Annotated in this window: 22 protein-coding genes; 18 read left to right on the top strand and 4 right to left on the bottom strand. The window is 65.9% G+C overall.

Going from position 1 to position 24,809, the window contains the following annotated elements; all coding sequences use genetic code 11:
• The 3 genes from JO391_RS00315 to sucD all read left to right on the top strand — a co-directional run bounded on the left by JO391_RS00315 (nt 1) and on the right by sucD (nt 3,124).
• The gene (locus JO391_RS00315) at nt 1–939 is read left to right on the top strand and encodes an HpcH/HpaI aldolase/citrate lyase family protein (protein WP_220662242.1); all 939 of its coding nucleotides are present in this window, start codon (nt 1–3) and stop codon (nt 937–939) included.
• Nucleotides 940–1,041: 102 nt separating this feature from the next.
• Nucleotides 1,042–2,214: a malate--CoA ligase subunit beta gene (locus JO391_RS00310; protein WP_220662241.1), complete on the top strand. Its 1,173-nt coding sequence runs from the start codon at nt 1,042–1,044 to the stop codon at nt 2,212–2,214.
• Nucleotides 2,215–2,224: 10 nt separating this feature from the next.
• Nucleotides 2,225–3,124: a succinate--CoA ligase subunit alpha gene (gene sucD / locus JO391_RS00305; RefSeq protein ID WP_220662240.1), complete on the top strand. Its 900-nt coding sequence runs from the start codon at nt 2,225–2,227 to the stop codon at nt 3,122–3,124.
• Between the two features lie 156 nt (nt 3,125–3,280).
• Here sucD and JO391_RS00300 read toward each other — a convergent pair whose 3' ends face one another.
• The 4 genes from JO391_RS00300 to JO391_RS00285 all read right to left on the bottom strand — a co-directional run bounded on the left by JO391_RS00300 (nt 3,281) and on the right by JO391_RS00285 (nt 7,231).
• The gene (locus JO391_RS00300; RefSeq protein WP_220662239.1) at nt 3,281–4,342 is read right to left on the bottom strand and encodes an ABC transporter ATP-binding protein; all 1,062 of its coding nucleotides are present in this window, start codon (nt 4,340–4,342) and stop codon (nt 3,281–3,283) included.
• Nucleotides 4,339–5,166: an ABC transporter permease gene (locus JO391_RS00295; protein WP_220662238.1), complete on the bottom strand. Its 828-nt coding sequence runs from the start codon at nt 5,164–5,166 to the stop codon at nt 4,339–4,341. The genes JO391_RS00300 and JO391_RS00295 overlap by 4 nt, the downstream gene beginning before the upstream one ends.
• Entirely contained in the window at nt 5,163–6,053 is an 891-nt protein-coding gene (locus JO391_RS00290; RefSeq protein WP_220662237.1) for an ABC transporter permease, read from the bottom strand. Before JO391_RS00290 ends, JO391_RS00295 begins: the two co-directional genes overlap by 4 nt.
• A gap of 77 nt (nt 6,054–6,130) precedes the next feature.
• Nucleotides 6,131–7,231 (bottom strand): ABC transporter substrate-binding protein, encoded by a 1,101-nt coding sequence (locus tag JO391_RS00285; protein ID WP_220662236.1) that lies wholly within the window; start codon nt 7,229–7,231, stop codon nt 6,131–6,133.
• A 310-nt stretch (nt 7,232–7,541) separates the two neighbouring features.
• On the opposite strand from JO391_RS00285, the gene fabI reads away from it, so the two are divergent.
• The 15 genes from fabI (at nt 7,542) to kdpB (ending at nt 24,798) form a co-directional block, all read left to right on the top strand.
• Nucleotides 7,542–8,306, top strand: a complete 765-nt coding sequence (gene fabI / locus JO391_RS00280) for an enoyl-ACP reductase FabI (RefSeq protein ID WP_220662235.1) — start codon at nt 7,542–7,544, stop codon at nt 8,304–8,306.
• 10 nt (nt 8,307–8,316) lie between these two features.
• On the top strand, nt 8,317–10,815 hold the full coding sequence (locus JO391_RS00275) for a DUF3141 domain-containing protein (RefSeq protein WP_220662234.1): 2,499 nt from the start codon (nt 8,317–8,319) through the stop codon (nt 10,813–10,815).
• Nucleotide 10,816: 1 nt separating this feature from the next.
• Nucleotides 10,817–12,193 carry a bifunctional enoyl-CoA hydratase/phosphate acetyltransferase gene (locus tag JO391_RS00270; RefSeq protein ID WP_220662233.1) on the top strand — a complete coding sequence of 459 codons (1,377 nt, stop codon included), beginning with the start codon at nt 10,817–10,819 and terminating at the stop codon, nt 12,191–12,193.
• The gene (locus tag JO391_RS00265) at nt 12,190–13,371 is read left to right on the top strand and encodes an acetate/propionate family kinase (RefSeq protein ID WP_220662232.1); all 1,182 of its coding nucleotides are present in this window, start codon (nt 12,190–12,192) and stop codon (nt 13,369–13,371) included. The genes JO391_RS00270 and JO391_RS00265 overlap by 4 nt, the downstream gene beginning before the upstream one ends.
• Entirely contained in the window at nt 13,368–14,021 is a 654-nt protein-coding gene (locus JO391_RS00260; RefSeq protein WP_220662231.1) for a CoA transferase subunit A, read from the top strand. Before JO391_RS00265 ends, JO391_RS00260 begins: the two co-directional genes overlap by 4 nt.
• Nucleotides 14,022–14,032: 11 nt before the next feature.
• Nucleotides 14,033–14,686, top strand: coding sequence for a 3-oxoacid CoA-transferase subunit B (locus tag JO391_RS00255; protein WP_220662230.1), 654 nt, complete (start codon nt 14,033–14,035; stop codon nt 14,684–14,686).
• 28 nt (nt 14,687–14,714) lie between these two features.
• Nucleotides 14,715–15,575, top strand: coding sequence for a 3-hydroxyacyl-CoA dehydrogenase family protein (locus JO391_RS00250; protein WP_220662229.1), 861 nt, complete (start codon nt 14,715–14,717; stop codon nt 15,573–15,575).
• Between the two features lie 20 nt (nt 15,576–15,595).
• Nucleotides 15,596–16,480: an alpha/beta fold hydrolase gene (locus JO391_RS00245; RefSeq protein WP_220662228.1), complete on the top strand. Its 885-nt coding sequence runs from the start codon at nt 15,596–15,598 to the stop codon at nt 16,478–16,480.
• Nucleotides 16,481–16,618: 138 nt separating this feature from the next.
• Nucleotides 16,619–17,716 (top strand): porin, encoded by a 1,098-nt coding sequence (locus tag JO391_RS00240; protein ID WP_220662227.1) that lies wholly within the window; start codon nt 16,619–16,621, stop codon nt 17,714–17,716.
• Between the two features lie 125 nt (nt 17,717–17,841).
• Nucleotides 17,842–18,102, top strand: coding sequence for a hypothetical protein (locus JO391_RS00235; RefSeq protein WP_220662226.1), 261 nt, complete (start codon nt 17,842–17,844; stop codon nt 18,100–18,102).
• A gap of 73 nt (nt 18,103–18,175) precedes the next feature.
• On the top strand, nt 18,176–19,702 hold the full coding sequence (locus JO391_RS00230; protein ID WP_220662225.1) for a CHAD domain-containing protein: 1,527 nt from the start codon (nt 18,176–18,178) through the stop codon (nt 19,700–19,702).
• Nucleotides 19,702–20,451 (top strand): ParA family protein, encoded by a 750-nt coding sequence (locus JO391_RS00225; protein WP_220662224.1) that lies wholly within the window; start codon nt 19,702–19,704, stop codon nt 20,449–20,451. The genes JO391_RS00230 and JO391_RS00225 overlap by 1 nt, the downstream gene beginning before the upstream one ends.
• Before the next feature lie 521 nt (nt 20,452–20,972).
• Nucleotides 20,973–21,071 (top strand): K(+)-transporting ATPase subunit F, encoded by a 99-nt coding sequence (gene kdpF, locus JO391_RS00220; RefSeq protein WP_220662223.1) that lies wholly within the window; start codon nt 20,973–20,975, stop codon nt 21,069–21,071.
• Nucleotides 21,072–21,081: 10 nt separating this feature from the next.
• The gene (gene kdpA / locus JO391_RS00215) at nt 21,082–22,755 is read left to right on the top strand and encodes a potassium-transporting ATPase subunit KdpA (RefSeq protein WP_220662222.1); all 1,674 of its coding nucleotides are present in this window, start codon (nt 21,082–21,084) and stop codon (nt 22,753–22,755) included.
• 9 nt (nt 22,756–22,764) lie between these two features.
• On the top strand, nt 22,765–24,798 hold the full coding sequence (gene kdpB, locus JO391_RS00210) for a potassium-transporting ATPase subunit KdpB (protein ID WP_220662221.1): 2,034 nt from the start codon (nt 22,765–22,767) through the stop codon (nt 24,796–24,798).
• The last annotated feature ends 11 nt before the right edge of the window (nt 24,799–24,809 follow it).

The following is a 24,809-nucleotide window of genomic DNA, read 5'->3' as shown; positions in this document are numbered from 1 at the left end:
ATGAGCCATACCCTTCACCCCCTGCGCAAGCAGCGGCTTCAGCGGTCGGAACTGGCGGTTCCGGCCAGCAACGTGACGATGATCGAGAAGGCGGCCAACGGCCCGGCCGACTATGTCTTTCTTGACCTGGAGGATGCCGTCGCCCCGCCCGAGAAGGAGCAGGCGCGCAGGAATGCGATCCAGGCGCTGAACGACATCGACTGGGCCGCCAAGGGCAAGACCGTTTCGGTGCGGATCAACGGGCTGGACACCCATTACATGTACCGCGACGTGGTGGATGTGATGGAACAGGCCGGCAACCGGGTGCACACGCTGCTGGTGCCCAAGGTCGGCGTGCCGGGCGATCTGTACATGGTCGAGGCCATGGTGAACCAGATCGAGATGGCGAAGGGCTTTTCCACCCGCGTGGGGCTGGAGGCGCTGATCGAGACGGCGCTTGGCATGGCCAATGTGGAGGCCATCGCGCAGTTCGGCGGGCGGCTGGAGGCGCTGCATTTCGGGGTGGCGGATTTTGCCGCCTCGATGCGGGCGCGCACGGTGAACATCGGCGGGCTGAACCCCGACTATCCGGGCGACCAGTGGCACGCCGCCATTGCCCGGATGGTGACGGCTTGCCGCGCCTATGGTCTGCGCCCCATCGACGGGCCGTTCGGCGATTTCTCGGACCCCGAGGGCTACAAGGCGGGCGCGCGCCGCGCCGCCGCCCTGGGTTGCGAGGGGAAATGGGCGATCCACCCCAGCCAGGTGACGTTGGCCAACGAGGTGTTTTCGCCGACCGACGCCGAAGTGACCAAGGCGCGGCGGATCATCGAAGAGTTGCGCAGCGCCGAGGCGCAGGGCAAGGGCGCGGCAAGCCTGGACGGCAAGATGATCGACGCGGCCAGCGAGCGCATGGCGAAGAACGTGCTGGTGATCGCCGACGCCATTTCGGGCAAGTAACCCGCATGGGCCCGCCGGGCCCATTCCACCGACAACCGCAAGGCCTGGCGCATGGGGGGATGCCCCCCGTGACCGGCCCCGCCTTGCCAGGGGAGGACGGACATGGACATCCATGAATACCAGGCGAAGGAAATCCTTGGCCGCTTCGGCGTGCCGGTGCCTCGGGGCGGGCTCGCCTACAGCCCCGAACAGGCCGCCTACCGGGCGCGCGAGCTGGGGGGCGATGCCTGGGTGGTGAAGGCGCAGGTCCATGCCGGGGGCCGTGGTGCCGCGGGCGGGGTCAAGCTGTGCCGGTCTGTGGATGAGGTGCAGAGCTATGCGGCAAGCCTGTTCGGCCGCCAGCTGGTGACGAAGCAGACCGACCAGGCCGGCAAGGGGGTTTATCGGCTGTGGGTCGAACCGGCCTGCGACATCGCGCAGGAGCTGTATCTGGGCTTCGTGCTGGATCGGAAATCCGAGCGGATCATGATCGTGGCCTCGGCCCATGGCGGGATCGAGATCGAGGATCTGGCCGAGACGGACCCGGCCAGCCTGCGGCGCATGACCATCGACCCGGCGGCGGGACTGGTGGAGTTCCAGGCGCGGGAGCTGGCCTTTGGACTGGGGCTGAAGGGCCGCCAGATCGCCCAGATGGTGACAATCCTGCAGGCCTGCTATCGCGCCTATCGCGACCTTGACGCGATGATGGTCGAGATCAACCCCTTGGTGATCACCGGGGCGGGGGATCTGGTGGCGCTGGATGCCAAGATGAGCTTCGACACCAACGCGCTGTTCCGCCGCCCGCAGATCGCGGAACTGCGCGACCGCAGCCAGGAAGACCCGCGCGAGTCGACCGCGGGCGACCACGGGCTGGCCTATGTGGGGCTGACAGGCGACATCGGCTGCATCATCAACGGCGCGGGCCTGGCCATGGCGACGATGGACATGATCAAGCTGGCCGGCGGCGAGCCTGCGAACTTCCTCGATATCGGCGGGGGCGCGAGTCCCGAGCGCGTGGTGCGCGCCTTTCGCACCGTGCTGGCCGACCGCAATGTCAGCGTGATCCTGGTGAACATCTTCGCCGGCATCAACCGCTGCGACTGGGTGGCTGAAGGCGTGGTCAAGGCCTATCGCGAGGTGGGCATGACCATTCCCGTCGTCGTGCGGCTGGCGGGGACGAATGTCGAGGAGGGCAAGGCGATCCTTCAGGCCTCGGGCCTGCCGCTGATCACCGCCGATACCCTGGCCGAAGCCGCCGACAAGGCCGTCGCGGCCCGCCCGAAACTGGCTGCCTGAGGAGCACATCATGGCGATCCTGATCACCGAGAAGACCCCTGTCATCGTTCAGGGCATGTCGGGCCGCATCGGCCAGTTCCATGCCGCCGAGATGATCAGGCATGGCACCAATGTCGTGGGGGGCGTGACCCCCGGCAAGGGCGGCGAGCGGCTGTTGGACCGGCCGCTCTTCAACACCGTGCGCGAAGCGGTCGAGGAGACGGGCGCCGAAGCCTCGCTTCTGTTCGTGCCGCCGCCCTTTGCGGCCGATGCGATCATGGAGGCCGCGGATGCCGGCATCCGCACCGCCGTCTGCGTGACCGACGGCATCCCCTCGCAGGACATGATGCGGGTGAAGCGCTTTCTGCGCCGCTATCCCGAAGCCCGCAAGATGCGCCTGATCGGGCCGAATTGCGCGGGCATCATCACGCCCGGCAAGGGCTTCATGGGCATCATGCCGCCCCATATCTACATGCCGGGCCGGGTGGGCATCGTGGGCCGGTCGGGCACGCTGGGGTATGAGGCGGCGAGCCAGATGAAGGCGCTGGGCATCGGCGTATCGACCAGCGTGGGCATCGGCGGCGACCCGATCAACGGATCGTCCTTCCGCGACATCCTGGAGCTGTTCCAGCAGGACCCCGAGACCGATGCCGTGATGATGATCGGCGAGATCGGCGGCCCGCAGGAGGCCGAGGCGGCCGCCTGGGCCGCACGTAACATGACCAAGCCCATCGTCGCCTATATCGCCGGGCTGTCGGCGCCCAAGGGGCGCAAGATGGGCCATGCGGGGGCGATCATCTCGGCCTTTGGCGAAAGCGCGCAGGAAAAGGTCGAGATCCTGGCGGCAGCCGGTATTACCGTGGCGCCGAACCCGTCCGCCATGGGCGAGACGATGGCCCGCGTCCTGACCACCCGCCGCGCGGCCGCCTGACGCCGTAGCGGATGGGCGGGGAGCAATGACGGAGCGGCGCGGGTGTGGCCGTGCCGCTGTTGGCCGCAGGCTCTGGTGCCGGCACTGCCCTCGCGGTTCGGCAAGGAGGCCCTGCCGGGTGCCTGCATGTGCAGCCCGGCTTCTCATGGTCATCCGTCAATCGAGCAGGACGACCTCTTCCGGGCGAACGGTCAGCCGGATCGGTGCGCCTGGCTGGGGCAGGTCCGCCCCGTCCCGGTTGAAGCAATCCACGACAAGCGGCGTGCCCCCTTCCGTCTGTGCCCTGAGTCGGATGATCGGACCGAGAAAATCGCGCGACACAAGGCGACCGATGAACAACGGGCCTTCCGGATCGGCGCCATTGACGAGGCGCAGACCCTCGGGCCGGATGCCCAGGGCCAGCGCCGCGCCCCTGTCCCTGGGCACGGGCCGTCCCAGTTGGACCGGTCCTGCGGCGGTGTCGATCTGCCCGTTGGCGGGATCGGTCACGACACCTTGCAGGACATTCAGCGCGCCGATGAACTCGGCCACGAAGCGGGTGGCCGGGCGGCTGTAGATCTCGGCCGGGGTGCCCACCTGGTCGGCCTTGCCGCCGGTCATCACCACCACCCGGTCCGACATCGCCATCGCCTCTTCCTGGTCGTGCGTGACGAACAGGGTGCTGATCCCCAACTGGCGCTGGATCGCCCGGATTTCGGCACGCAGCGAGACGCGGATCTTCGCGTCAAGCGCGGAGAGCGGCTCGTCGAGCAGCAGCACGCGCGGCTGGGGCGCGATGGCGCGGGCCAGTGCCACGCGCTGCTGCTGGCCGCCCGACAGCTGATAGGGATAACGCGCGCCGAAACCCTTCAGTCCTACGGTTGCGAGCATCTCGTCGACCCGCGCTGCGATCTTTTCGCGTGGCAGTCCGGCGACCTTCAGACCGAAACCCACGTTGCCCGCAACGGTCAGGTTCGGGAACAGCGCGTAGGACTGGAACATCATGCCGATCTTGCGCTGGTTCGGGCGCTGCGCGGTCACATCCTGACCGTCGATCTCGATGGTGCCCCGTGTCGGCGTCTCGAAGCCCGCGACCATGCGCAGAACCGTGGTCTTGCCGCAGCCGGACGGACCCAGAAGCGAGATGAACTCGCCCTCGCCGATGGTCAGGTCGAAGTCGCGCACCACCGTGTTCGCGCCAAAACTTTTCTGCACCGAGCGGATCGCGACCTTGCTCATGCCTTCTCTCCGTTGTTGCGGGCCGACCGGAAGCGCGGCAGCAGGCGCTGCCCCGGCTTCATCGTCCCGAAGGCCTGCATCAGCGCCATCAGCACCCAGGTCAGGGCAAAGCTCATGATCGCCAGGGCGGCGGGTTCGTAGGCGCGGTCCTGACCCAATTGCACCATGTAGGGGCCGAAAGCCTGACGGTTCAGCAGGCTGGCGATGGCGAATTCGCCCAGGCAGATCGACAGGGTCAGGAAGGCGCCCGAGATGATCGCGCCGCGGATGTTGGGGAAGATGATGGTGCCCACGATCCGCAGCCGCGAGGCGCCGAGGCTTTCGCCCGCCTCGGTCAGCGTGGCGATGTCGATGGCGGCCAGACCATTGTCGACGGCGCGGAACATGTAGGGCATCGACAGAACGACATAGCCCGCGACGAGCAGGAAGTTGGTGCCAAGATCGCTGGTGGTCAGCGGCAGGATCGAACTGGATCCGAACATGCGGATCTGGCCGAAGACCAGAACGACCGAGGGGATGATCAGCGGCAGGAGCGAGATGAACTCGATCACCGGGCGTAGCCGGGGCAGCCGCAGGCGCACCCAGTAGATCGTCGGCACCACAAGGATCGCGCCCACCACGATCGCCGCGGCCGAAGCGATCAGCGAAAATGTCAGGGCATTGAGGAAGACGTCGCTGTCGAACAGGGCCCGATAGGCAGCAAGGGAAAGCTCTCCGCGCTTCATCTGAAGCGAGAACTGGAAGGCGGCATAGAGCGGCACCAGGAAATAGAGCGCGGCCGCCACGACAATGAGCACCGACCCGACAGAGACCCGGCGCTTCATTTCTGCCACCGCTCGGCCCGGGCGCGCAGGGCAATGTAGAGCAGGTTCGACGCCACCATGATCAGGATCATGCCGAGCGCCAGCGCGTAGCCCAGGTTCGGGTTGTAAAGGACGTTGCCGCGGATCTGCTGGAACAGCAGGATCGGCACGACCGAAAAGTTCGATCCGGTCAGCGCGATGATCGTTGCCAGCGTTCCGAAGGCATTGGCGAAGAGAAGCAGGAAGCAGCCCATCACCGAGGGCGCCAGCACCGGCGCGCCGACCATCGTCCAGTATTGCGGCCCACTGGCGCCCAGGCTTTCCGCCGCCTCGCGCCATTCGGGTTTCAGCCCCTCCAGCGCCGGGGTGATGACCAGAAGCATCAGCGGCATCTGGAAATAGAGATAGGTGATGACCAGGCCCCAGAACGAGAACAGGCTGAAGCCTGTCGAATATATGTCGAAGCCGAAGACCTGGCGGAAGAGCACGGTCACCAGACCCAGGCGACCCAGGGTGGCGATGAAGGCAAAGGCCAGCGGCACGCCCGCGAAGTTCGAGGCCACCCCCGAGAAGGTGGTGACCGATCGGCGGATCCAGCCCGGCATTCCGCCCAGCACGATCGCATGGGCGAGAAGAAGCCCGGCAAGAGTGCCGATCAGGGCCGAGGCCAGGCTGAGCCGGATCGACAACCAGAAGGACGAGGCGATTTCCGGGCTGGTCAGCCCGATCATGTTATCCAGCGTGAAGCCGCCCTCGGGGCCGGTGAAGGCGCCGGCGACGAGGTAGAACACCGGCACGATCAGGAACAGCGCGGAGAAGCCGATGAACGGCACAGCACCGAGCCAGTCCAGGTTGAGGCGCCGGGGCGCAGGACCGTCGGTTGCGGTCAGATCGCGAGAGCCGTCCATTGCTATCCGTTCATGACGGGATGGGGGCGGCGGAGGTTTCCGCCGCCCCGATTGGTCTGCCTTGGGTCATGCCCGGATCAGTTCACGCCCATCTGGGCCGCCCAGTTGTCGGCGGTGGCCTTCTTGGCGGCGCCCTGTTCGTCCAGCGAGGGGAACACGGCCTTGGAATAGGCTTCCGCCGGCGGCAGCTTGGCCATCAGATCGGCCGGCAGCTTGCCCGCGGCGGCCATCGCGTTGAAGCGGATCGGGTGGCAGTAGCCCGAAAGCCAGCCGATCTGGCCCTCGTCCGAATAAAGGTATTCCATCCAGAGCTTGGCGGCGTTCGGATGCGGGGCGAAGGCCGAGATCGCCTGCACATAGACCCCGGCGATGACCGAATCCGACGGGATCACGACTTCCACCGGCGGGTTGCCGTCCAGTTTGTCGCGCATGGCCAGCAGGTTGTAATCCCAGTCGAAATAGATCGGCGTGGTGCCCTGGGCGAGGTTCTGGGCGCTGCCGTTCACCGGAACCAGGTTCGAGCTGTCCTTCAGCGCCTTGAACCAGGCGATGCCGGCGTTCAGCGCATCGGCTCCGGCCAGCTTGCCATCGGTCGCAAGACCCGCGGCATAGACCGTCATCATCGACGAGTTGCCGGTGCGCGGGTCGCCGGGCATGGCGACGGCGTTGGCGTATTTCGCATCGGTCAGATCGGCAAAGCTGGTGGGGGCCTCGGCGACGATGTCCTTGTTCACGCCCATCGCCAGCACGCCGTAGTAGTCGCCGTACCAGTAGCCCTCGGGGTCCTTCACGCTGTCGGGGATCTCGTCCCAGGTGGCGACCTTGTAGGGTTGCAGCAGGCCCTCGGCCTTGGCGGCCGGGCCGAAGCTGAGACCCACGTCGATCACGTCGGGGGCCTGCGGGCCGGTGTTGCCCTTGTTGGCCTTGATCGCCTCGATCTCGTCGCCCGAACCCGCGTTCGGGTTCAGCTCGTTCACCTGGATCTCGGGATACTTCTTCTTGAAGCCCTCGATCACGGCGCCGTAGTTGCACCAGTCATGCGGCAGCGCGATGACGGTCAGCATCCCTTCCTTCTTCGCGGCGGCCTCAAGATCGGCCAGCGTGTCGGCGGCGGCAGCGGTTGCGCCAAGGGCGGCCAGCATGGCGGCGCCGGTCAGAAGGCGTGCAGTGATGGTCATGTCATTCTCCTGTGACCCCTGTGGAGGTGCGGCGTCCCGTGAGGATCGGACAGATTGCCCGGGCCCCATGTACCCACCACCCACTCAGGCCGCCTCCCTAGGCGCGCGCTGTGAACAACAGGTTGCAGGCATGTCTTGTTTTTGTGACGCCGGTCGGTGTGGCGCCGAACCCGGCCCGCAGCCGTTCCGCGACGCCCTCCCTCCGCACCGGCACTGGCCCGGACGCTGACGCAGAAGCGTCAGGCAACTGTCACCTCTGCATCGCAGAAACGCTCCAGCATCGGGGCGGAACGACTGGAGAGTCGCCTTGATGTTTTCGCTGCAAGATCACAAAGCTCTGGTTGTCGGCATCGCCAATGAAAATTCGATCGCTTGGGGCTGCGCCCGGGCGTTGCGGGCGCAGGGTGCCGACCTGGCAATCACCTGGCTGAACGAGAAGGCCGAACCCTTCGTCCGCCCCTTGGCCGAGGACCTGGGAGCCGAGATCATGGCCCCCCTGGACGTGGCGCAGCCTGGCCAGATGGAAGCGGTGTTCGCCCAGATCGCCGAACGCTGGGGCCGGCTGGACACGGTTCTGCATTCCATCGCCTTCGCTCCGCGCGCCGACCTGCATGGCAGGGTGGTGGACTGCTCGCCCGAGGGCTTTGCCCAGGCCATGGATATTTCCGTCCATTCCTTCCTGCGCATGATCCGTCTGGCCGAACCCCTGATGGCCGAGGGCGGCTGCTGTCTTTCGGTCAGCTTCTTCGGGTCAAGCCGCGTGGTGCGGCACTACAACATGATGGGCCCCGTGAAGGCCGCGCTGGAAAGCGCCGTGCGGTATGCCGCAGCGGAGCTGGGCGAGAAGGGCATCCGCGTCCATGCCCTGTCGCCGGGGCCGCTGAAGACCCGCGCCGCCAGCGGCATCGACCATTTCGACGAGCTTCTCGCCGCGGCCTCGGACCGCGCGCCCACCCATCAGCTGGCCACCATCGAGGATGTGGGGGCGATGGCCGCCTTCCTCGCCTCGGACGAGGCCCGCAACCTGACCGGCGGTGTCCATGACATCGACGGCGGTTTCTCTATCACCGCTTGAGGACTATTCCATGGCCAGCGTCTTCGATCTGTTCTCCCCCGCCCGTCAGCCCGAGGTGCCCCGCCTGGAGAGCGATGCGCTGGCCAGGCTGCAGGATACCGTGCAGCAGGTCGAAGCAGAAATCGGTGCGGCGTCAGAGACGGCCGAGATCCTGACGACTGCGGCGTCAGCCCATTCCGGCCGCATCGTGAAGGCCCATACCGCGCGGGCCGAGGCGGCGCTGGAGCAGGCCAAGGCGCTGATGTCGGACCTGCAGCAGGCACAGTCCGAAGGCCGGCTCGGATCGGACATGACGGAATACCTGCGCGACGCCTGGGAGCGGATGATCCTGACCATGGATGCCCTGCGCAAGCGCGGCGACATCTTCCTGGAGCACGAGGCGGCGGGCTGTCCGCCGGTGCTGGTCTATGACTACGAAGTGGTGATGGACGGAAAGGACCTGCCCTATCCGTCCAACTACATGCTGCTGCGCATCGTTCCGCCGGAAGGCGTCACGGTGAACTCCGCGCGCCGGCCCTACATCATCATAGACCCGCGCGCCGGCCACGGGCCGGGCATCGGCGGATTCAAGACCGACAGCCAGGTGGGCGTGGCCCTGCAAGAGGGCCATCCCGTCTATTTCGTGGCTTTCCGCCGCGAGCCGGAACCGGGGCAGTTCCTGTCTTACGTCACCCGCACCGAAGCCGCATTTGTCCGCGAGGTGATGCGGCGTCACCCCGAGGCGTCGAAGCCGGTCGTAACCGGAAACTGCCAGGGGGGATGGGCCACGCTGCTTTTGGCGGCGACCAACCCGGACCTGACTGGACCCATCGTGATCAACGGCGCGCCGGTTGCGCCCTGGGCGGGCAAGGTCGGCGAGAACCCGATGCGCTACAATGCCGGGGTGCTGGGCGGGACCTGGATCCCGATGTTCCTTTCTGACCTGGGCGGCGGCATCTTCGATGGCGCGCATCTGGTGCAGAACTTTGAGCTGCTGAACCCGGCGCGGACGCTGTTCCGCAAGTACACCGATCTGTTCCGCGACATCGACAAGGGCGACGCGGCGTTCCTGGAATTCGAGAAGTGGTGGGGCGGGTTCTTCCTGCTGACCGAGGCCGAGATCAAGTGGATCGTCGAACAGCTGTTCGTCGGCAACCGGCTGGTGAAGAACGAGGCCCGGATCGAGCCCGGCCGTCCCATCGACCTGAAGGCAATCCGCGCGCCGATCATCGTCTTCGCCAGCCACGGCGACAACATCACGCCGCCGCAGCAGGCGCTGAACTGGATCGCCGAGACCTATGCCGATGTGAACGAGATCCGCATTCGCGGCCAGCGCATCGTCTACATGGTGCATGAACAGGTGGGCCACCTTGGGATCTTCGTGTCGTCGCAGATCGCCAGGAAGGAGCACTCGGAAGTCGCCTCCACGCTGAAGACCATCGAGGCTCTGGCGCCCGGCCTGTACGAGATGCGAATCGAGGACGTGACCGAGACGGACGGTCGCAAGCACTTTACCGTCGGCTTCGTCGAGCGCACCCTGGACGACATCCGCGCACTGGACGACGCTTTCCAGGACGAACGTCCGTTCGCCGCCGTTGCGCGGTCGGCCGAGGTGCAGGCGCAGCTCTACGATTCCATCGTCCGGCCCGTGGTCCGGTCGCTTGTGACAGAGACCGGCGCCGAGATGAGCCGCGCGTTGCACCCGCAGCGGCTGGGGCGGGCGCTGATGTCCACCCGCAATCCGGCGATGCAGTCCGTTGCCGATGCGGCCGAAAAGGTGCGGGCCGACCGCGCGAAGGCCGCCGCGACCAACCCCTTCCTCGCCGCCGAGGCGTTCTGGGTGCAAGTCACCGAGAACATGATCGAGTTCATGCGCGACACCCGTGACATGCAATACGAGCTGATGTTCCACAGCATGTGGGGCACGCCCTGGGCGCGCAGCTTCGGCCGCACGCATGAGGCGCGGCGCACGCTGAAGAGCCAGGGCGAACTGCGCGGCCTGCCAGAGGTTGCGACGGCGCTGATGCAGATCGAGCAAGGCGGCTTCCCCGAAGCGGTGATCCGGATGCTGGTGCTGTTGGCCGAGAACCGGGGCCAGGTGCGCCGTGACCGGCTGGAACGGTCGGCCCATGTGCTGACGCAGGACGAACCCTTCCGCTCGCTGGGCGCAGAACGGCGCGCCATGATCATCCACCAGCAGACCCTGATCGCCACCTTCGAGCCCGAGCGCGCCCTGGACACCCTGCCCCTTCTGCTGCGCGATCCGGCCGAGCGCGAACTGGCCCTGAAGGTGGTGCAGTACATCCCCGGCCTGATCGAGGAGATGTCGCCGCGCACGCTTTCGATGCTGCAGCGGTTCCACGAGGTGCTGGGCGTGGCGCCGGTGACTTCGGATGTGTCCGACGATCCGCTGGAAACGCCCGCCCCTGCGGCGGAGGAAACGCCATCGACCGAAGCGCCCAAGCCCAATGGCACCGTCCGGCCCCGTCGCCGCGCGGATGTCACCGAACCGGCTGCCGGAGCCAAGTGAGATGCATCTGAAGAACCGTACCTTCGATCAGATCCAGCCCGGCGACTCCGCCGAGATGCGGCGGCTGATCACGGCAGACGATTTGTTCGTCTTTGCTGCCGCTTCGGGCAATTCCAACCCGATGCACCTGCAGGACAGCGACCTGGATGGCAACGGCCAGACCGAACGCGTGGCACCCGGCATGTTCATGGCCTCGCTTGTCTCGGCGGTGCTTGGGACGCAGCTTCCCGGGCCGGGCACGCTTTATCGCAGGCAGGTGCTGGATTTCGACGCCCGCGCCCATGCCGGCGAAGAGGTAACGGTCCGGGTCGAGGTGCTGGACAAGGCCGATGGCATCGTGCGGCTGAAGACCGAGGTCCGCCGCGTCGCCGATGACGCGCGCATCCTTTCGGGCGAAGCCGAGGTGATCGCGCCGACCGAGAGTTTCGACCGTGACGGTGTGGATGTGCCGGGGCTTGTGGTGCAGCGCCACCGCCATTTCGAGGAGCTGCTGGACCGGGCGCGGCCGCTTGCGGCCCTGCCGACGGCGGTGGTCTGCCCTGACGAGGAGAATTCGCTGGGCGGCGCGCTTCTGGCCGCGCGGGAAAGCATCATCGCGCCGATCCTGATCGGGTCTGAAGCCCGCATCCGCGCCGCGGCCGCGTCGATCGGCGCCGACCTGACGGGCATCGAGGTGATTGACGAACCGCAGGATCTGGCCGCGGCCACCCGCGCCTGCGCGCTGGTGCATGAGGGTCGTGCCCTGGCGGTGATGAAGGGCCACCTGCACACCGACGACCTTCTGAAGCCGATGCTGGACAAGGTGGGCGGCCTGCGTGTCGGGCGCCGCTTCACTCATGTCTTCGTGATGGACGTTCCGGGCCGGCCCGAGCCTCTGCTGGTTTCGGACGCGGCGATCAACATCGCGCCGGACCTGGCGACGAAGGTTGACATCGTGCAGAACGCTATCGACCTGGCGCTGGCTCTGGGCATGGAGCCGCGCGTGGGCGTGCTGTCGGCCGTGGAAACGGTAAACCCCGCCATCCAGTCCTCGATCGACGCGGCGCTGCTGTCGAAGATGGCCGATCGCGGGCAGATCCGCGGGGGCCAGGTCGAAGGTCCGCTGGCCATGGACAACGCGGTGGACATGGGCGCGGCACGGACCAAGGGGCTGAAGGGGGGCGTGGCCGGGCGCGCCAACATCCTGGTTGTGCCGGGACTGGACGCGGGCAACATGCTGGCCAAGCAGCTGGCCTTCGTCAGCCATGCCGAAGCGGCGGGGCTGGTCCTTGGTGCGAAGGTACCTGTGATCCTGAACTCGCGTTCGGACAGCCCGATGTCGCGGCTGGCGTCTTGTGCCGTTGCGGCGCTGTTCCATGCTGCCGGGGTGCGGACATGACCCAAGCTGTTCTGACCCTGAACGCCGGGTCGTCCTCGCTGAAGGTGTCGCTCTTTCCGACGACCGGGGACGTGCCGCTGGCCAGTGGCCTGGCCGACCGGATCGGCCCGGAGGGCACTTTGAGGCTGAAGACCGCGGCTGGCGAAGCCATCGCCGCCACGGGCGACCTGACCAGCCATGCCGGCGCATTGGCGGCGGTGATCGCCGGGTTCCGGGCCGCATGGCCCGACCTGGACCTGCTGGCGGTCGGCCACCGGGTCGTGCATGGCGGCGCCGACCGGGCACGGCCCGTGACCGTGGACGCGGCGTTGCTTGACGATCTGGCGCGGCTCGCCCCCTTCGCGCCCCTGCACCAGCCGCACAACCTGGCCGGAATCCGCACCGCCATGGCTGCCTTCCCCGGCGTGCCGCAGGTGGCCTGCTTCGACACGGCCTTCCACCGCAGTCACCCCTGGGTCAACGACACTTTTGCCCTGCCCCGCGCGCTATATGACGAGGGCGTGCGGCGCTATGGTTTTCACGGGCTGAGCTATGACTACATTGCCGGTGAGCTGGCCCGCATCGCGCCGCATCTGGCAGAGGGCCGGGTGGTGGTGGCGCATCTTGGCAACGGCGCCTCGATGTGCGGCATGACCGGCGGCCGCTCCATCGCTTCGACCATGGGCTTTTCGGCGCTGGACGGATTGCCCATGGGCACCCGCAGCGGGCAGGTCGATCCGGGGGTACTTCTGTATCTGATGGATCAGAAGGGCATGACCCCCGCCGAGATCTCGGACCTGCTGTACAAGCGATCTGGCCTTCTGGGGCTGTCCGGCCTGTCGAACGACATGCGCGAGCTGGAAGCCGCCGGCACGCCTGAGGCGGCCGAGGCGATCGATTACTTCGTGTTCCGCTGCCAGCGCGAGATCGGCTCGATGGCCGCCGCCATGGGCGGGATGGATGCGCTGATCTTCTGCGGTGGCATCGGCGAGAATTCGCGCCTGGTGCGGACCCGCATCTGCGACCGGCTGGGCTGGATGGGGATCGAGATCGACCCTGGCCGGAACGCTGCCAATGCGCAGGTGATTTCGTCCGATATGGCAAGCACGACCGTGATGGTGGTGCCGACGAACGAGGAACTTGTCATCGCGCGCGCCGCGCGCGCGGCGGTCGGTCTTGCAGAGAGGGAAGCGGCATGAAGGGGGCACTTACGCCCGAGGCGGCGGCCGGCCTGATTCCGGAAGGCGCCAGCCTGATGATCGGCGGGTTCATGGCGGTGGGCACACCCGAACGCATGATCGACGCGATCGTGGCGCGCGGCGTGGGCGGATTGACCGTCATTGCAAACGACACCGCCATGCCCGGCAAGGGCATCGGCAAGTTGATTTCGGCCGGCCTCGTGACCCGCGTCATCGCCAGCCACATCGGGCTGAACCCCGAGACCCAGGCCAAGATGATCTCGGGCGAGATCACCTGCGAACTGGTGCCGCAGGGCACGCTGATCGAGCGCATCCGCGCCGGCGGCATGGGTCTGGGCGGGGTGCTGACCCCCACCGGGCTGTCGACCGAAGTGGAAGAGGGCAAGCAGGTCGTCGAAGTCGAGGGCGGGCGCTTCCTTGTGGAAACGCCGCTGAAGGCCGACTTCGCCCTGATCGGCGCCTGGCAGGCCGACTATATTGGCAACCTCAGCTATCTGCTGACGGCGCATAACTTCAACCCGATCATCGCGCTGGCCGGACGCATGGTGATTGCCGAGGCGGAGAGCATCGTGCCGGTCGGCGTGATCCCTCCCGATGCAGTCAAGACGCCGGGCGTCCTGGTCGATCATCTGCTGATCCGCGCGGCGTGAAGGAGCTTGTCATGGACGCCAAGGAACTCATCGCCCGGCGCGTTGCGCGGGAAATCGCCCCAGGTTCGCTTGTCAACCTTGGCATCGGCCTTCCATCGCTTGTGGCAAATTACGTGCCCGCCAGCCTGGGCGTGTTCTTCCAGGCCGAAAACGGCGTGATCGGCCTTGGCGCCCGCCCGCCGGAGGGCATGGAGGACAGCCACCTGACGGATGCCGGTGGCGGCTTCGTGACGGCTGTGCCGGGGGCCGCCAGCATCGACAGCGCGATGAGCTTCGGTCTGATCCGGGGCGGTCACCTGGACATGACGGTGCTGGGCGGGTTGCAGGTGGACGAGGCAGGGCATCTGGCGAACTGGAAGGTGCCGGGCAAGATGGTGCCGGGCATGGGCGGCGCGATGGATCTGGTCACGGGAGCCGCCCGCGTTGTCGTTGCCATGCAGCATGCCGCCCGGGGGCAGTCCAAGATCGTGCCACGCTGCACCCTGCCGCTGACGGCTTTGCGCCGCGTCGATCTGGTGGTGACGGACCTCGCGGTCATCGAGCCCACCGCTGCCGGGCTGATCCTGCGCGAACGTGCTCCGGGCGTTTCGATCGAGGAGATCCGCGCCGCCACGGAGGGCGCGCTGGTGGTGCCTGACGACGTGCCTGAAATGGCCCTGGCTTGATGCCGCCGATTGCCGGAAGGAGAAGCTAATGACCGAACTGAGCAAGATCGGCGTCATCGGCGCAGGGACCATGGGAAGCGGCATCGCGCAGGTGTTTGCCGTCGCAGGGCATCACGTGCTGATGCAGGACCTGTCCGAACCTGCCCTGGACCGTGCCCGGCGCAGCATGGAGACCAGCCTGCAGCGGCTGGTGAAGAAGGGGAGCCTGACCGAGCCGCAGGCGGCCGCCGCAATGGCACGGGTGTCCAGCACCACCGTCTTCGACCTTCTGGACGACCGTGACATCGTGATCGAGGCGATCATCGAACGGTTGGACGTGAAGGCCGAGGTGATCCGCAAGCTGGACGGGATCTGCCGCCATGACGCGATCTTTGCGTCGAACACCTCGTCGATCTCGTTGACGGAACTTGCCGCCGCATCGGCCCATCCGGGCCGCGTGATCGGGATGCATTTCTTCAACCCCGTTCCGGTGATGCAACTGGTCGAGATCATCCGCGCCTTGCAGACGACGGATGCGGTGGCCGAAGCCGTTACCGACCTGACGCGCGCCATCGGCAAGACGCCGCGCGTCAGCAAGGACAGCTACGGCTTCATCGTGAACCGCCTGCTGGCTCCGCAGATCAACGAGGCGATCAATTGCGTCTACGAGGGCCTGGCGACGCCCGAGGACATCGACAGCATGATGAAGTTGGGCGCCAATCATCCAATGGGGCCGCTGGCCCTGGGCGATCTGATCGGCCTGGACGTGGTTCTGAACATCATGGAAACGCTTTACCAGGGCTTCGATGATCCGAAGTACCGGCCCAGTCCGCTGTTGAAGCAGATGGTGGCGGCCGGCTATCTTGGCCGCAAGAGCGGCAAGGGCTTTGCCGACTATCCGCAGCACTGACTTGCACCCGAGGCGGAGGGATGGCGTCGTTCCGGACCGAGGATGGGACCAGGCTTGCCTACCGGGACGAGGGACACGGTTTTCCGCTTCTCGTGCTGGCCGGTTTGACGCGCGACGGGCGTGACTTCGACTACCTGGCGCGCCACCTGCCCGACAACATCCGCCTGATCCGGCTGGACAGCCGGGGACGGGGCGGATCGGACTGGACCGGTGCCGCAACCTATACCGTGGGGCAGGAAGCGAGCGACGCGCTGGCGCTGCTGGACCATCTGGGGCTGGAGCGCGTCGCGCTGCTCGGGTCCTCGCGCGGTGGGCTGATCGGTCTGGTGATCGGGGCGATGCCGGGCCGGCGGTTGCTGGGGCTTTGCCTGAACGATGTCGGCCCGGTGATCGAACGTGCCGGGCTGGAGAGGATTGGCACCTACATCGGAGTTGAACCCACGGTCCGGACCCTGGAAGAGGTCGTCGACCGGATGCCGGCGGCCATGCCGGGTTTCGACCATGTTCCGCCGCTTCGCTGGCAGGAAGAGGCGGTGCGCCACTACGTCCAACTCGACGGCAGGGTCGGGCTGACCTATGACCCTGCCCTGCGCATGGCTTTCGATGCCGCGATGGCGGGCGGAGGTCCCTTGCCCGATCTGTGGCCGCAGTTCGACGCTTGCGCCGGAATGCCGATGGCCGTGATCCGCGGGGAAAACTCGGACGTGCTGAGCCGCGCCACGGTTGAAGAGATTCGCCGCCGCCGACCGGACCTGTTGTTTGCCGAAATCCCAGGTCGCGGCCATGTCCCGTTCCTTGACGAAACCGAGGCGCTGTCCACGATCCTTGAATGGCTTTCCCGGATGAAGCCATACGATCAGACCGATCTGAATCCGGAACGGGACACCGAACCGTTCACTGCGTGACCTGGCTCTTCAGCCATTGTCACACGGCTGTTTCCTGCATTTCACGGCATCGTCCAAAGCCCTTCATGGGGGCGCCGTCACGTCGATTTAACCATTGGGACATGCGTTGCGTCCTGGCAGCGAGATCGGAGATCAGGGATGAGAGTTACACGCGTTGCCCTTCTGTGCACGGCCATCGCTTGCCCTGCGGCGGCACAGGAATTCACCAATCCGAGCGGGTCGTCGGTCAAGCTGTACGGCCAGTTGAGCCCCGCCTACCTGTCTTATGACGACGGGCAGGAATCGAACGCCGGGCTTGTCGACAACAACAACTCGAACAGCCGCGTCGGGATCACGGTCAACTGGCCCTTCGCCGACGAAACCTCGCTGAAGTTCAACTTCGAAACCTCGCTCGGCTTCTTCCAGTCGAACAACCTGAACATCACCAGCTTCGACGGCCAGCAATGGTACAGCTGGAGCGAGAACGACATCCGCAAGCTGGAAGTCTCGTACCAGGCGGACTTCGGTACGGTGTGGTTGGGCCAGGGCGACATGGCGACCGACAAGATCGCGGAAATCGACTTTTCGAAGACCACGATCATCGGTTACTCCGACTATCAGGCCGTGGCGGGTGGCTTCGCCTTCCGGGAGTCGGACGGCACGCTTTCCTCGATCAAGATCAAGAACGTGTTCATCAACCTCGAAGGCTCGCGCCGGATGCGCCTTCGCTATGACACCCCGGATTTCAACGGGTTCAAGTTCTCTGCGGCGGCCGGCGAAAACGTCCTGTCGGGTGACAACAAGTACTACTACGACGCGGCCATCCGCTACGAGAACACGCTGGGCGACGTGAAGCTTGGTGCGGGCCTTGGTTACAACTACACGGTCCCCAAGGATGGCGGTGACTCGACGGAGGCCGTGATGGGCTCGGTCTCCGCCCTTCACGAGCCTTCGGGCGTGAACGGCACGATCGCTCTTGGCCAGTACATGGACGGCGGCGACTATGTCTACGTCAAGGCGGGCTGGACCGGCGATATCTGGGACATCGGAGCCACCTCGCTTGCGGCCGAATACTACTCGTCCAACGACATCGGCCTTGACGGCTCGGGCTCGTCCTGGGGTCTGATGGCGGTGCAGGCCCTGAAAGAACAGTCGACCGAACTCTATGCCGGCTATCGCAGCTACGGGTTGGACTCGGAGACGGTCTCGTATGACGACTCGGACTCCTTCATGGTGGGTGCCCGCTGGAAGTTCTGACCCCTTTCCCTGTCGGTGCGGAAACTTGGCCACCCGCCCGCGCGGGTGGCCTTTTTCGTTGGTCCTTGCATGGCCTCCTGATTGTATATACATTTGATAGGCAAATTTGAGCGCCTTGGGGAACGATGGGCAAGAAATCGGAAGGCAAGGGCAAGGGTAAGGGCAGCCAGTTGGTCATCCGGATCGACAAGGCGGAGCGCGAGGCCTTTGTGACGCTGTGCGATGCGCTGGATACAACGGCCGCGCGCGAAATCAGGCGGTTCATGCGCGGCTTCGTGGCCGCTCATGCGACCGGCGAAGGCAAGTCGGAGGATGCCGCCGAGCAACCCGCACAAGCGAAGGAGCCGCCAGCAACCGACACGGCGGCGCCGCCAGTCGAGGGCTGATAGCCCCGCGTCTTGCACCGATCATCACGCACAAGACAGACGGGCCGCTCAGGCGCTGCCCGAACAAGGAAACATGCCCCAACCACCCATTGAAACGTTTCTGATGACGCCCGCTGCCGCCGCGGCGTTGGCCGCCGAATCGCTCGGCACGCTAACGCCCAGGGAGGTTGCCCGCGAGGAGGGCGCATTCGCCGTGCTGGATCAGGTGACCCGCCCACTGATGCACTCGGGGCGGTTGCTTCTGGAAACCGGCACGGGGCAGATGCTGTACCGCCCGAGCGGATCTGCCATCAGGCAATCGGGACCCAATCGAGTCAGCTTCGTCACTGACTTGCCCGAAGGCGAGTTGAAGCAGGCCCTGGGAGACCTGTCGCCGCTCCGCAGGCTTCTGCCGGTTGGCATGGGAACGACCCGCGACATCACGCTGTCGTTTGTCGACTCCGACGCGAAGGCAAGGTGCAGGGTGTTCATCCGGATCCTGACGGCGACAGAAGGAGCCGAAGTGGCGCTGGTCGCTCCATTGCCGCTGCGAGGCTATGACAAGGCCCTAGCCGCACTGCACAGCCGGATTCTAGCCGCCGGTGCCGAGGCGCTTACACCGTCGCGGCTTCTTGAGCGGCTGTTCCCGGGACGACCGCGGCGCGAACTCCGGCCCACCGCAGCACTTGGCTCGGGCGACACCGCGTTTGACGCAGCCGTTGCCATCATCGCGGCACAACTGCCAATCGTCAGGGGGAGCGAAGACGGGATCATCGCCGACCATGACAGCGAGTTCCTGCACGACTACCGCGTGGCCCTGCGCAAGATTCGTTCGGTCTTGAGTCTGTTCAAGGGCGCCCTGGCCGAGGGCCAGACTGCCGAGTTGAAGCGCCGCTTTTCCAGTCTGATGGCCCCCACCGGACGCCTTCGCGATCTGGATGTCTATCTTCTGGAGCGGCAAACGTACTATGGCCGTCTTCCTAGCAGTCTGCACCGGGGCCTGGACGCGAAGTTCGCGCTTCTCGAACGCGCGCGGACAACCGAGCGGGCGCGGTTGGTTCGACACTTGCGCTCGGCAGCCTATGACGCAGAAGTCACGGCTTTGTCCGACCTGTTCCAGGGCCGAAACGGCCTGCTTCCCGGGCCGCGAGCTGACGCGCCGGCCCATGACTATGCATCTGCGTTGATCTGGAAACGCTACCGGCGCATCGCCGCCCGTGCGGCCGCTATCGGACCGCAGAACGGAGATGAGGAAATCCATGACCTGAGGATCGAATGCAAGAAATTGCGTTACCTCATGGAGTTCTTTGGACCGCTCTTTCCGAGGGACGAATTCCGCGCACTCCTGCGTCCCCTGAAGGCACTTCAGGACAACCTCGGCCTCGTGAATGATTGCGCCGTACAACAGGCGAGCCTGCAGGAATTCCTGCGCGGACTGGATCATCGGGACCACGACCGCAAGCTGGACGTCGCGCAGAGCATCGGCGCGCTGACCGCCATGTTGCATCGCCAGCAGGTCGAGGAAAGGGCGCGCAGCCTGGAGAGCCTGGCCAGCCTTACCGGCAGGGACATCAGACACAGGTTCCGCAGCCTATTCCACACAGGCAGGGAGAGTGTGTAGTGAAGGTGATCGCCTGCTATTCAAACAAGGGCGGCGTCGGCAAGACGGCAACTGCGGTGAACCTCGCCTATGCCCTGGCCAGCCACGGCCAACGCGTCCTGCTTTGCGATCTGGATCCGCAAGGGGCGGCCGGGTTCTATTTCCGCGTCAAGCCTTCGCAAAAGCTTTCCGGCAAGCGGTTCTTCGGTGACGCCGAGCGCCTTGCTCGAGCGATCCGGGGCAGCGATTACGACGGCCTCGACATCTTGCCGTCGAACCAGGCGTTCCGCGACTTCGATGTCCTTCTTTCGCGCCTCAAGTCCCCGCAGTCCCGCCTGAAGAGGGCACTTGCGGCGCTGGACCATGACTATGACGTGATCCTGCTTGATTGCCCGCCCGGGCTGTCGACGCTGTCCGAGAACGTGTTCCGCGCGTCCGACGCGCTTGTCGTCCCGGTGATCCCGACAACCCTGTCGCAGCGCAGCCTTCGGCAGCTGATGGATTTCTTCCGCGACAATGACATGCCGACCGATCGACTGATTGGCCTCTTCAGCATGGTGCAAACCGGCAAGCGGCTGCACAAGGACATCATGACCGAACTGCGGCAGTCGCAGGCGCCCCTCTTCCTTTCCGCCACGATCCAATCTTCGGCAGAGGTCGAGCGCATGGGGCTGGAGCGTGCTCCGGTTGCGGCAGTCCTCCCTGCCGCTTCCGTGAGCAAGGCCTATGCCGCCGCTGCTCTGGAAATCTGCGATCGGTTGGGCCTCTGACCCGCGGCGATGCAGCGTCCCCGATGGCCGAAGGTGTGGCGGGGCTGCCGGCCGGCCCTTTGGAGGCAAGCCACCGACAGGGCGGAGATGGCGGGACGCAAGTTCAGCCTTGAGGTCAACACCTGGGCGGGACCCGGACTTGGGCAGCCAATCTAGACGCCATGCGCCCTTCGTTCATCGCGTCCAGCGCCACCCGCGCCTTTGATGCCGCGTCGCGGTTTCCGAGTTCGGACATCTCCTGATCTTGGCGCAGTCGGCCATCCTCTGACGGCCAGCCGCAGCTTCCCGAGCGGTTCGGGTTGCGGAGGTAGGTCGGACATGCCCCTCGGCATCGGCTGTCTTCACGCCTTTACGTCTTCCTTACGCGAGGCGCCGAAGTCTCGCATGGCATCTTTACGCGACCCTCAAGGATGCTCTGGTCCGGGTTACCGGAGAATTCCCATGCTTGATCTTGTGTATCTCGCTCTCGGCTTCGTCGGGTTCGTGGTGTTTGCCATCGGCGTGCGTGTCGCCGAACGGATGTGAGGGCCGCCATGTTCGACCTGATCCTTGGCCTTGCCGTCGCGGCGGGCCTGTTCGTCTATCTCGGGCTCGCACTGCTGCGCCCCGAGCGGTTTTGAGGGGCGCGCGATGACTCTGCTTGCCTACGCGCTCTACTTCATTGTCCTTGTCGGCCTCGGCTGGGCGCTTGCTGTGTGGATGGCGCGTGTCTACGACGGCACGCTGCCCGGCCCGCTCTTGCGTTTCGAAAGCGCACTGCTGCGCCTGTGTGGGGCCGCACCCGACCGTAGCATGAGCTGGTCTGCCTACGCGCTGGCGGTGCTGGCCTTCAACCTGGTGGGGTTCGTCGTTCTCTACACAATTCTGCGGCTTCAGGGGGCGCTTCCCCTGAACCCTGACGGCATCGCCTCGGTGTCGCCCGACCTGGCCTTCAACACCGCCGTCAGTTTCGTGACCAACACCAACTGGCAGGCCTATTCCGGCGAAGCGCAGCTGAGCTATCTGAGCCAGATGGCCGGGCTGACCGTGCAGAACTTTGTCAGTGCCGCAACGGGCATGGCGGTGGCCGTCGCGGTGATCCGGGGTTTCGCTGCGCCGAAAGGCTCTGCCCTCGGCAACTTCTGGGTCGATATGACCCGGTCGACGTTATGGATCCTTTTGCCGCTGGCGATCCTGCTGGCGGTCTTCCTGAGCTGGCAGGGTGTGCCGCAGACCCTTCAGGGCGCGGTCACCGTTACCGGCGTCGAGGGAAGCGAGCAAGTGATCGCCCGCGGACCTGCCGCCGCGCAGATTGCGATCAAGCAGCTTGGCACCAACGGCGGCGGCTTCTTTGGCGTGAATTCGGCCCATCCGTTCGAGAACCCGACCATCGGCTCGAACCTGGCACAGAGCCTGTCGATCCTGCTGATCCCGGTCGCCTTCTGCTTCCTCTTCGGTCGCATGGTCGGCGACCGGCGGCAGGGCTGGGCGATCTTTGCTGCGATGGCGGTGATGTTCGTGGCTGGGCTCGCGGTGATCCATCTTTATGAGGTTGCCGGGAACCCGGCACTGGGCCTCGGCGCGAATATGGAGGGCAAGGAGCAGCGTTTCGGCGCGATGCTGTCCTCGCTCTGGGCGGCTTCGACCACGGCGGCCTCGAACGGGTCTGTCAACGCGATGCATGACTCGTTCATGCCGCTGTCCGGCCTTGTGATGATGGTCTTCATGCAGATCGGCGAGGTGATTTTCGGCGGGGTCGGTGCGGGTCTTTACGGGATGCTCCTCTATGTCGTCCTGGCCGTGTTCCTGGCTGGGCTGATGGTGGGCCGCACGCCCGAATACCTGGGCCGCAAGATCGAAGGACGTGAAGTGACGCTGGCGGTCCTGGCCTTCCTGTCGATGCCGCTGGGCATCCTGGTTGGCGGGGCCATCGCCAGCACCGTTCCGGCGGCGCTGACCTCGGTGCAGGACGCAGGTCCGCACGGGCTGTCCGAGATCCTTTACGCCTACTCGTCCGCCACCGGCAACAACGGCAGCGCCTTCGGGGGCTGGGGTGCCGCGAACCCTTGGCAGACGACCGCGCTCGGGATCATCATGCTGCTTGGCCGCTACGCGATCATCGTGCCGCTCTTGGCCATCGCCGGTTCGATGGTGCGGAAGCCCCAGGCCCCCGTTACCTCGGGCACCTTCCCGACGCACGGGCCGCTGTTTGTGACGCTGCTCGTCCTGACCGTGGTCATCCTTGGCGCGCTGACCTTCTTCCCTGTTCTTGCCCTTGGCCCCATCGCGGAAGAGACCGCGCGGTTGGCCGGGGAGAGCTTCTGAGGCGAACCCATGTCCAAACATGCAAAGACGGCCGACATGAGCGGCCTTTACCCCGCAGCCATCCGCGAAAGCTTCAACAAGCTGAACCCACGGGTTCTATGGAAGAACCCGGTGATCTTTGTGACCGCCGTGGTCGCGGCGATGACGACGGTTCTTGGCCTGCGCGACTTGCTGGCCGGGGCGGATGGCGCGGGCACCAGCCTGCACATCTCGGCCTGGCTGTGGCTCTGCGTCCTTTTCGCCAACTTCGCCGAGGCCTTGGCCGAGGGGCGCGGCAAGGCCAGGGCCGACACGCTGCGGGCCACCAAGTCGGAAGCCAAGGTGCGGCTGCTGTCCACCTCTGACGAAAGCCCGGAACGGGCGGCAGAGGTTCTGTCGACCGCATTGCGCCCCGGCCAATATGTCTATGTCTCGGCCGGTGAGATCATCCCGACCGATGGAGAGGCGGTGCGCGGTGTGGCATCCGTCAACGAAAGCGCGATCACCGGCGAAAGCGCGCCAGTGATCCGCGAGGCGGGGGGCGACCGGTCGGGCGTGACTGGCGGCACCACCGTCGTCTCTGACTGGCTGGTGATCCGGGTAACGGCGGAGCCGGGGAAGAGCTTCCTTGACCGGATGATCGCGCTTGTGGAGGGCGCCGAACGGCAGAAGACCCCGAACGAGATCGCCCTGAACATCCTTCTGGTCGGCCTGACGTTGATCTTTCTCTTTGTCGTGGTCACTCTGCCGGCCTTTGCGAGCTATTCGGGCGCAGCGATCCCGGTCGTCGTCCTCGGAGCCCTGTTCGTGACGCTGATCCCCACAACCATTGGCGGGCTCCTTTCCGCCATCGGGATTGCCGGGATGGACCGATTGGTGAAGGCCAATGTCATTGCCAAATCGGGCCGCGCGGTCGAGGCGGCGGGGGATGTCGACACGCTTCTTCTGGACAAGACCGGGACGATCACCTTCGGCAACCGGATGGCCGATGCGCTGATCCCTGCACCGGGGATCTCGCTGGAGCGTCTGGCCGGGGCGGCGGCGCTGGCCTCGCTTGCCGATGAGACGCCCGAGGGGAAATCCATCGTCGACAAGGCACGCGAGGTGCTGGGAGCTGTGCCTGAGATGCCGAAAGGGGCCGAACCCGTGGCCTTCACGGCGCAGACGCGCCTTTCTGGCCTGGACGCCGAAGGCAAGTCATTCCGCAAAGGGGCGACGGACGCCATCATTCGACTGACCGGCAAGACCCCGCCGCAGCCGCTGGCCTCTCAGGTAGACGCCATTGCGCGGTCGGGCGGCACGCCGCTTCTGGTGGCCGAGGGGAACGAGATCCTGGGCGCGGTCCATCTGAAGGACATTGTGAAGCCCGGCGTCCGCGAACGCTTTGCGGAACTGCGCGCCATGGGCATCCGGACGGTGATGATCACCGGGGACAACCCCCTGACCGCTGCTGCCATTGCCGCCGAGGCCGGGGTGGATGATTTCCTGGCTGAAGCCACGCCCGAGATGAAGCTGGACCTCATTCGCCGCGAACAGGTGGGCGGGCGGCTGGTCGCGATGTGTGGCGACGGGTCCAATGACGCACCGGCCCTCGCGCAGGCGGACGTGGGCGTGGCGATGAACGCGGGGACGCCTGCGGCGAAGGAAGCCGCGAACCTGATCGACCTCGACAGCGACCCGACGAAGCTGATCGAGGTCGTGCTGGTCGGCAAGCAGCTTCTCATCAGCCGCGGGGCGCTTACCACGTTCAGCATCGCCAATGACGTGGCCAAGTATTTCGCCATCCTGCCCGCGATCTTTGTTGCGGCCTATCCCGGGCTTGGCGTGCTGAATATCATGGACCTCGCATCGCCGACTTCGGCGATCCTGTCAGCCGTGATCTTCAACGCGCTGATCCTGGTGGCGCTGGTGCCGCTGGCCCTGCGGGGCGTGCAGTATCGCCCCGCCACCGCCGCCGCGCTGCTGCGCCGGAACCTGACTGTCTACGGCCTTGGCGGCCTGATCGTGCCCTTCATCGGCATCAAGGCCATCGACCTGGCCCTTGTTGCGCTTCACCTTGCCTGAGGAACCTTCGG

The sequence above is a fragment of the Neotabrizicola shimadae genome (assembly GCF_019623905.1).
Taxonomy (GTDB): Bacteria; Pseudomonadota; Alphaproteobacteria; order Rhodobacterales; family Rhodobacteraceae; genus Neotabrizicola; species Neotabrizicola shimadae.
Note: the sequence above shows the minus strand (reverse complement) of the source record. Positions and strands in the feature narration are given on the sequence as shown.

What these genes read in the sequence shown, in the direction of transcription:
- JO391_RS00315 (WP_220662242.1), top strand. Translation starts at nt 1, where the DNA reads ATGAGCCATACCCTTCACCCCCTGCGCAAGCAGCGGCTTCAGCGGTCG.
- JO391_RS00310 (WP_220662241.1), top strand. Translation starts at nt 1,042, where the DNA reads ATGGACATCCATGAATACCAGGCGAAGGAAATCCTTGGCCGCTTCGGC.
- sucD (WP_220662240.1), top strand. Translation starts at nt 2,225, where the DNA reads ATGGCGATCCTGATCACCGAGAAGACCCCTGTCATCGTTCAGGGCATG.
- JO391_RS00300 (WP_220662239.1), bottom strand. Translation starts at nt 4,342, where the DNA reads ATGAGCAAGGTCGCGATCCGCTCGGTGCAGAAAAGTTTTGGCGCGAAC.
- JO391_RS00295 (WP_220662238.1), bottom strand. Translation starts at nt 5,166, where the DNA reads ATGAAGCGCCGGGTCTCTGTCGGGTCGGTGCTCATTGTCGTGGCGGCC.
- JO391_RS00290 (WP_220662237.1), bottom strand. Translation starts at nt 6,053, where the DNA reads ATGGACGGCTCTCGCGATCTGACCGCAACCGACGGTCCTGCGCCCCGG.
- JO391_RS00285 (WP_220662236.1), bottom strand. Translation starts at nt 7,231, where the DNA reads ATGACCATCACTGCACGCCTTCTGACCGGCGCCGCCATGCTGGCCGCC.
- fabI (WP_220662235.1), top strand. Translation starts at nt 7,542, where the DNA reads ATGTTTTCGCTGCAAGATCACAAAGCTCTGGTTGTCGGCATCGCCAAT.
- JO391_RS00275 (WP_220662234.1), top strand. Translation starts at nt 8,317, where the DNA reads ATGGCCAGCGTCTTCGATCTGTTCTCCCCCGCCCGTCAGCCCGAGGTG.
- JO391_RS00270 (WP_220662233.1), top strand. Translation starts at nt 10,817, where the DNA reads ATGCATCTGAAGAACCGTACCTTCGATCAGATCCAGCCCGGCGACTCC.
- JO391_RS00265 (WP_220662232.1), top strand. Translation starts at nt 12,190, where the DNA reads ATGACCCAAGCTGTTCTGACCCTGAACGCCGGGTCGTCCTCGCTGAAG.
- JO391_RS00260 (WP_220662231.1), top strand. Translation starts at nt 13,368, where the DNA reads ATGAAGGGGGCACTTACGCCCGAGGCGGCGGCCGGCCTGATTCCGGAA.
- JO391_RS00255 (WP_220662230.1), top strand. Translation starts at nt 14,033, where the DNA reads ATGGACGCCAAGGAACTCATCGCCCGGCGCGTTGCGCGGGAAATCGCC.
- JO391_RS00250 (WP_220662229.1), top strand. Translation starts at nt 14,715, where the DNA reads ATGACCGAACTGAGCAAGATCGGCGTCATCGGCGCAGGGACCATGGGA.
- JO391_RS00245 (WP_220662228.1), top strand. Translation starts at nt 15,596, where the DNA reads ATGGCGTCGTTCCGGACCGAGGATGGGACCAGGCTTGCCTACCGGGAC.
- JO391_RS00240 (WP_220662227.1), top strand. Translation starts at nt 16,619, where the DNA reads ATGAGAGTTACACGCGTTGCCCTTCTGTGCACGGCCATCGCTTGCCCT.
- JO391_RS00235 (WP_220662226.1), top strand. Translation starts at nt 17,842, where the DNA reads ATGGGCAAGAAATCGGAAGGCAAGGGCAAGGGTAAGGGCAGCCAGTTG.
- JO391_RS00230 (WP_220662225.1), top strand. Translation starts at nt 18,176, where the DNA reads ATGCCCCAACCACCCATTGAAACGTTTCTGATGACGCCCGCTGCCGCC.
- kdpA (WP_220662222.1), top strand. Translation starts at nt 21,082, where the DNA reads ATGACTCTGCTTGCCTACGCGCTCTACTTCATTGTCCTTGTCGGCCTC.
- kdpB (WP_220662221.1), top strand. Translation starts at nt 22,765, where the DNA reads ATGTCCAAACATGCAAAGACGGCCGACATGAGCGGCCTTTACCCCGCA.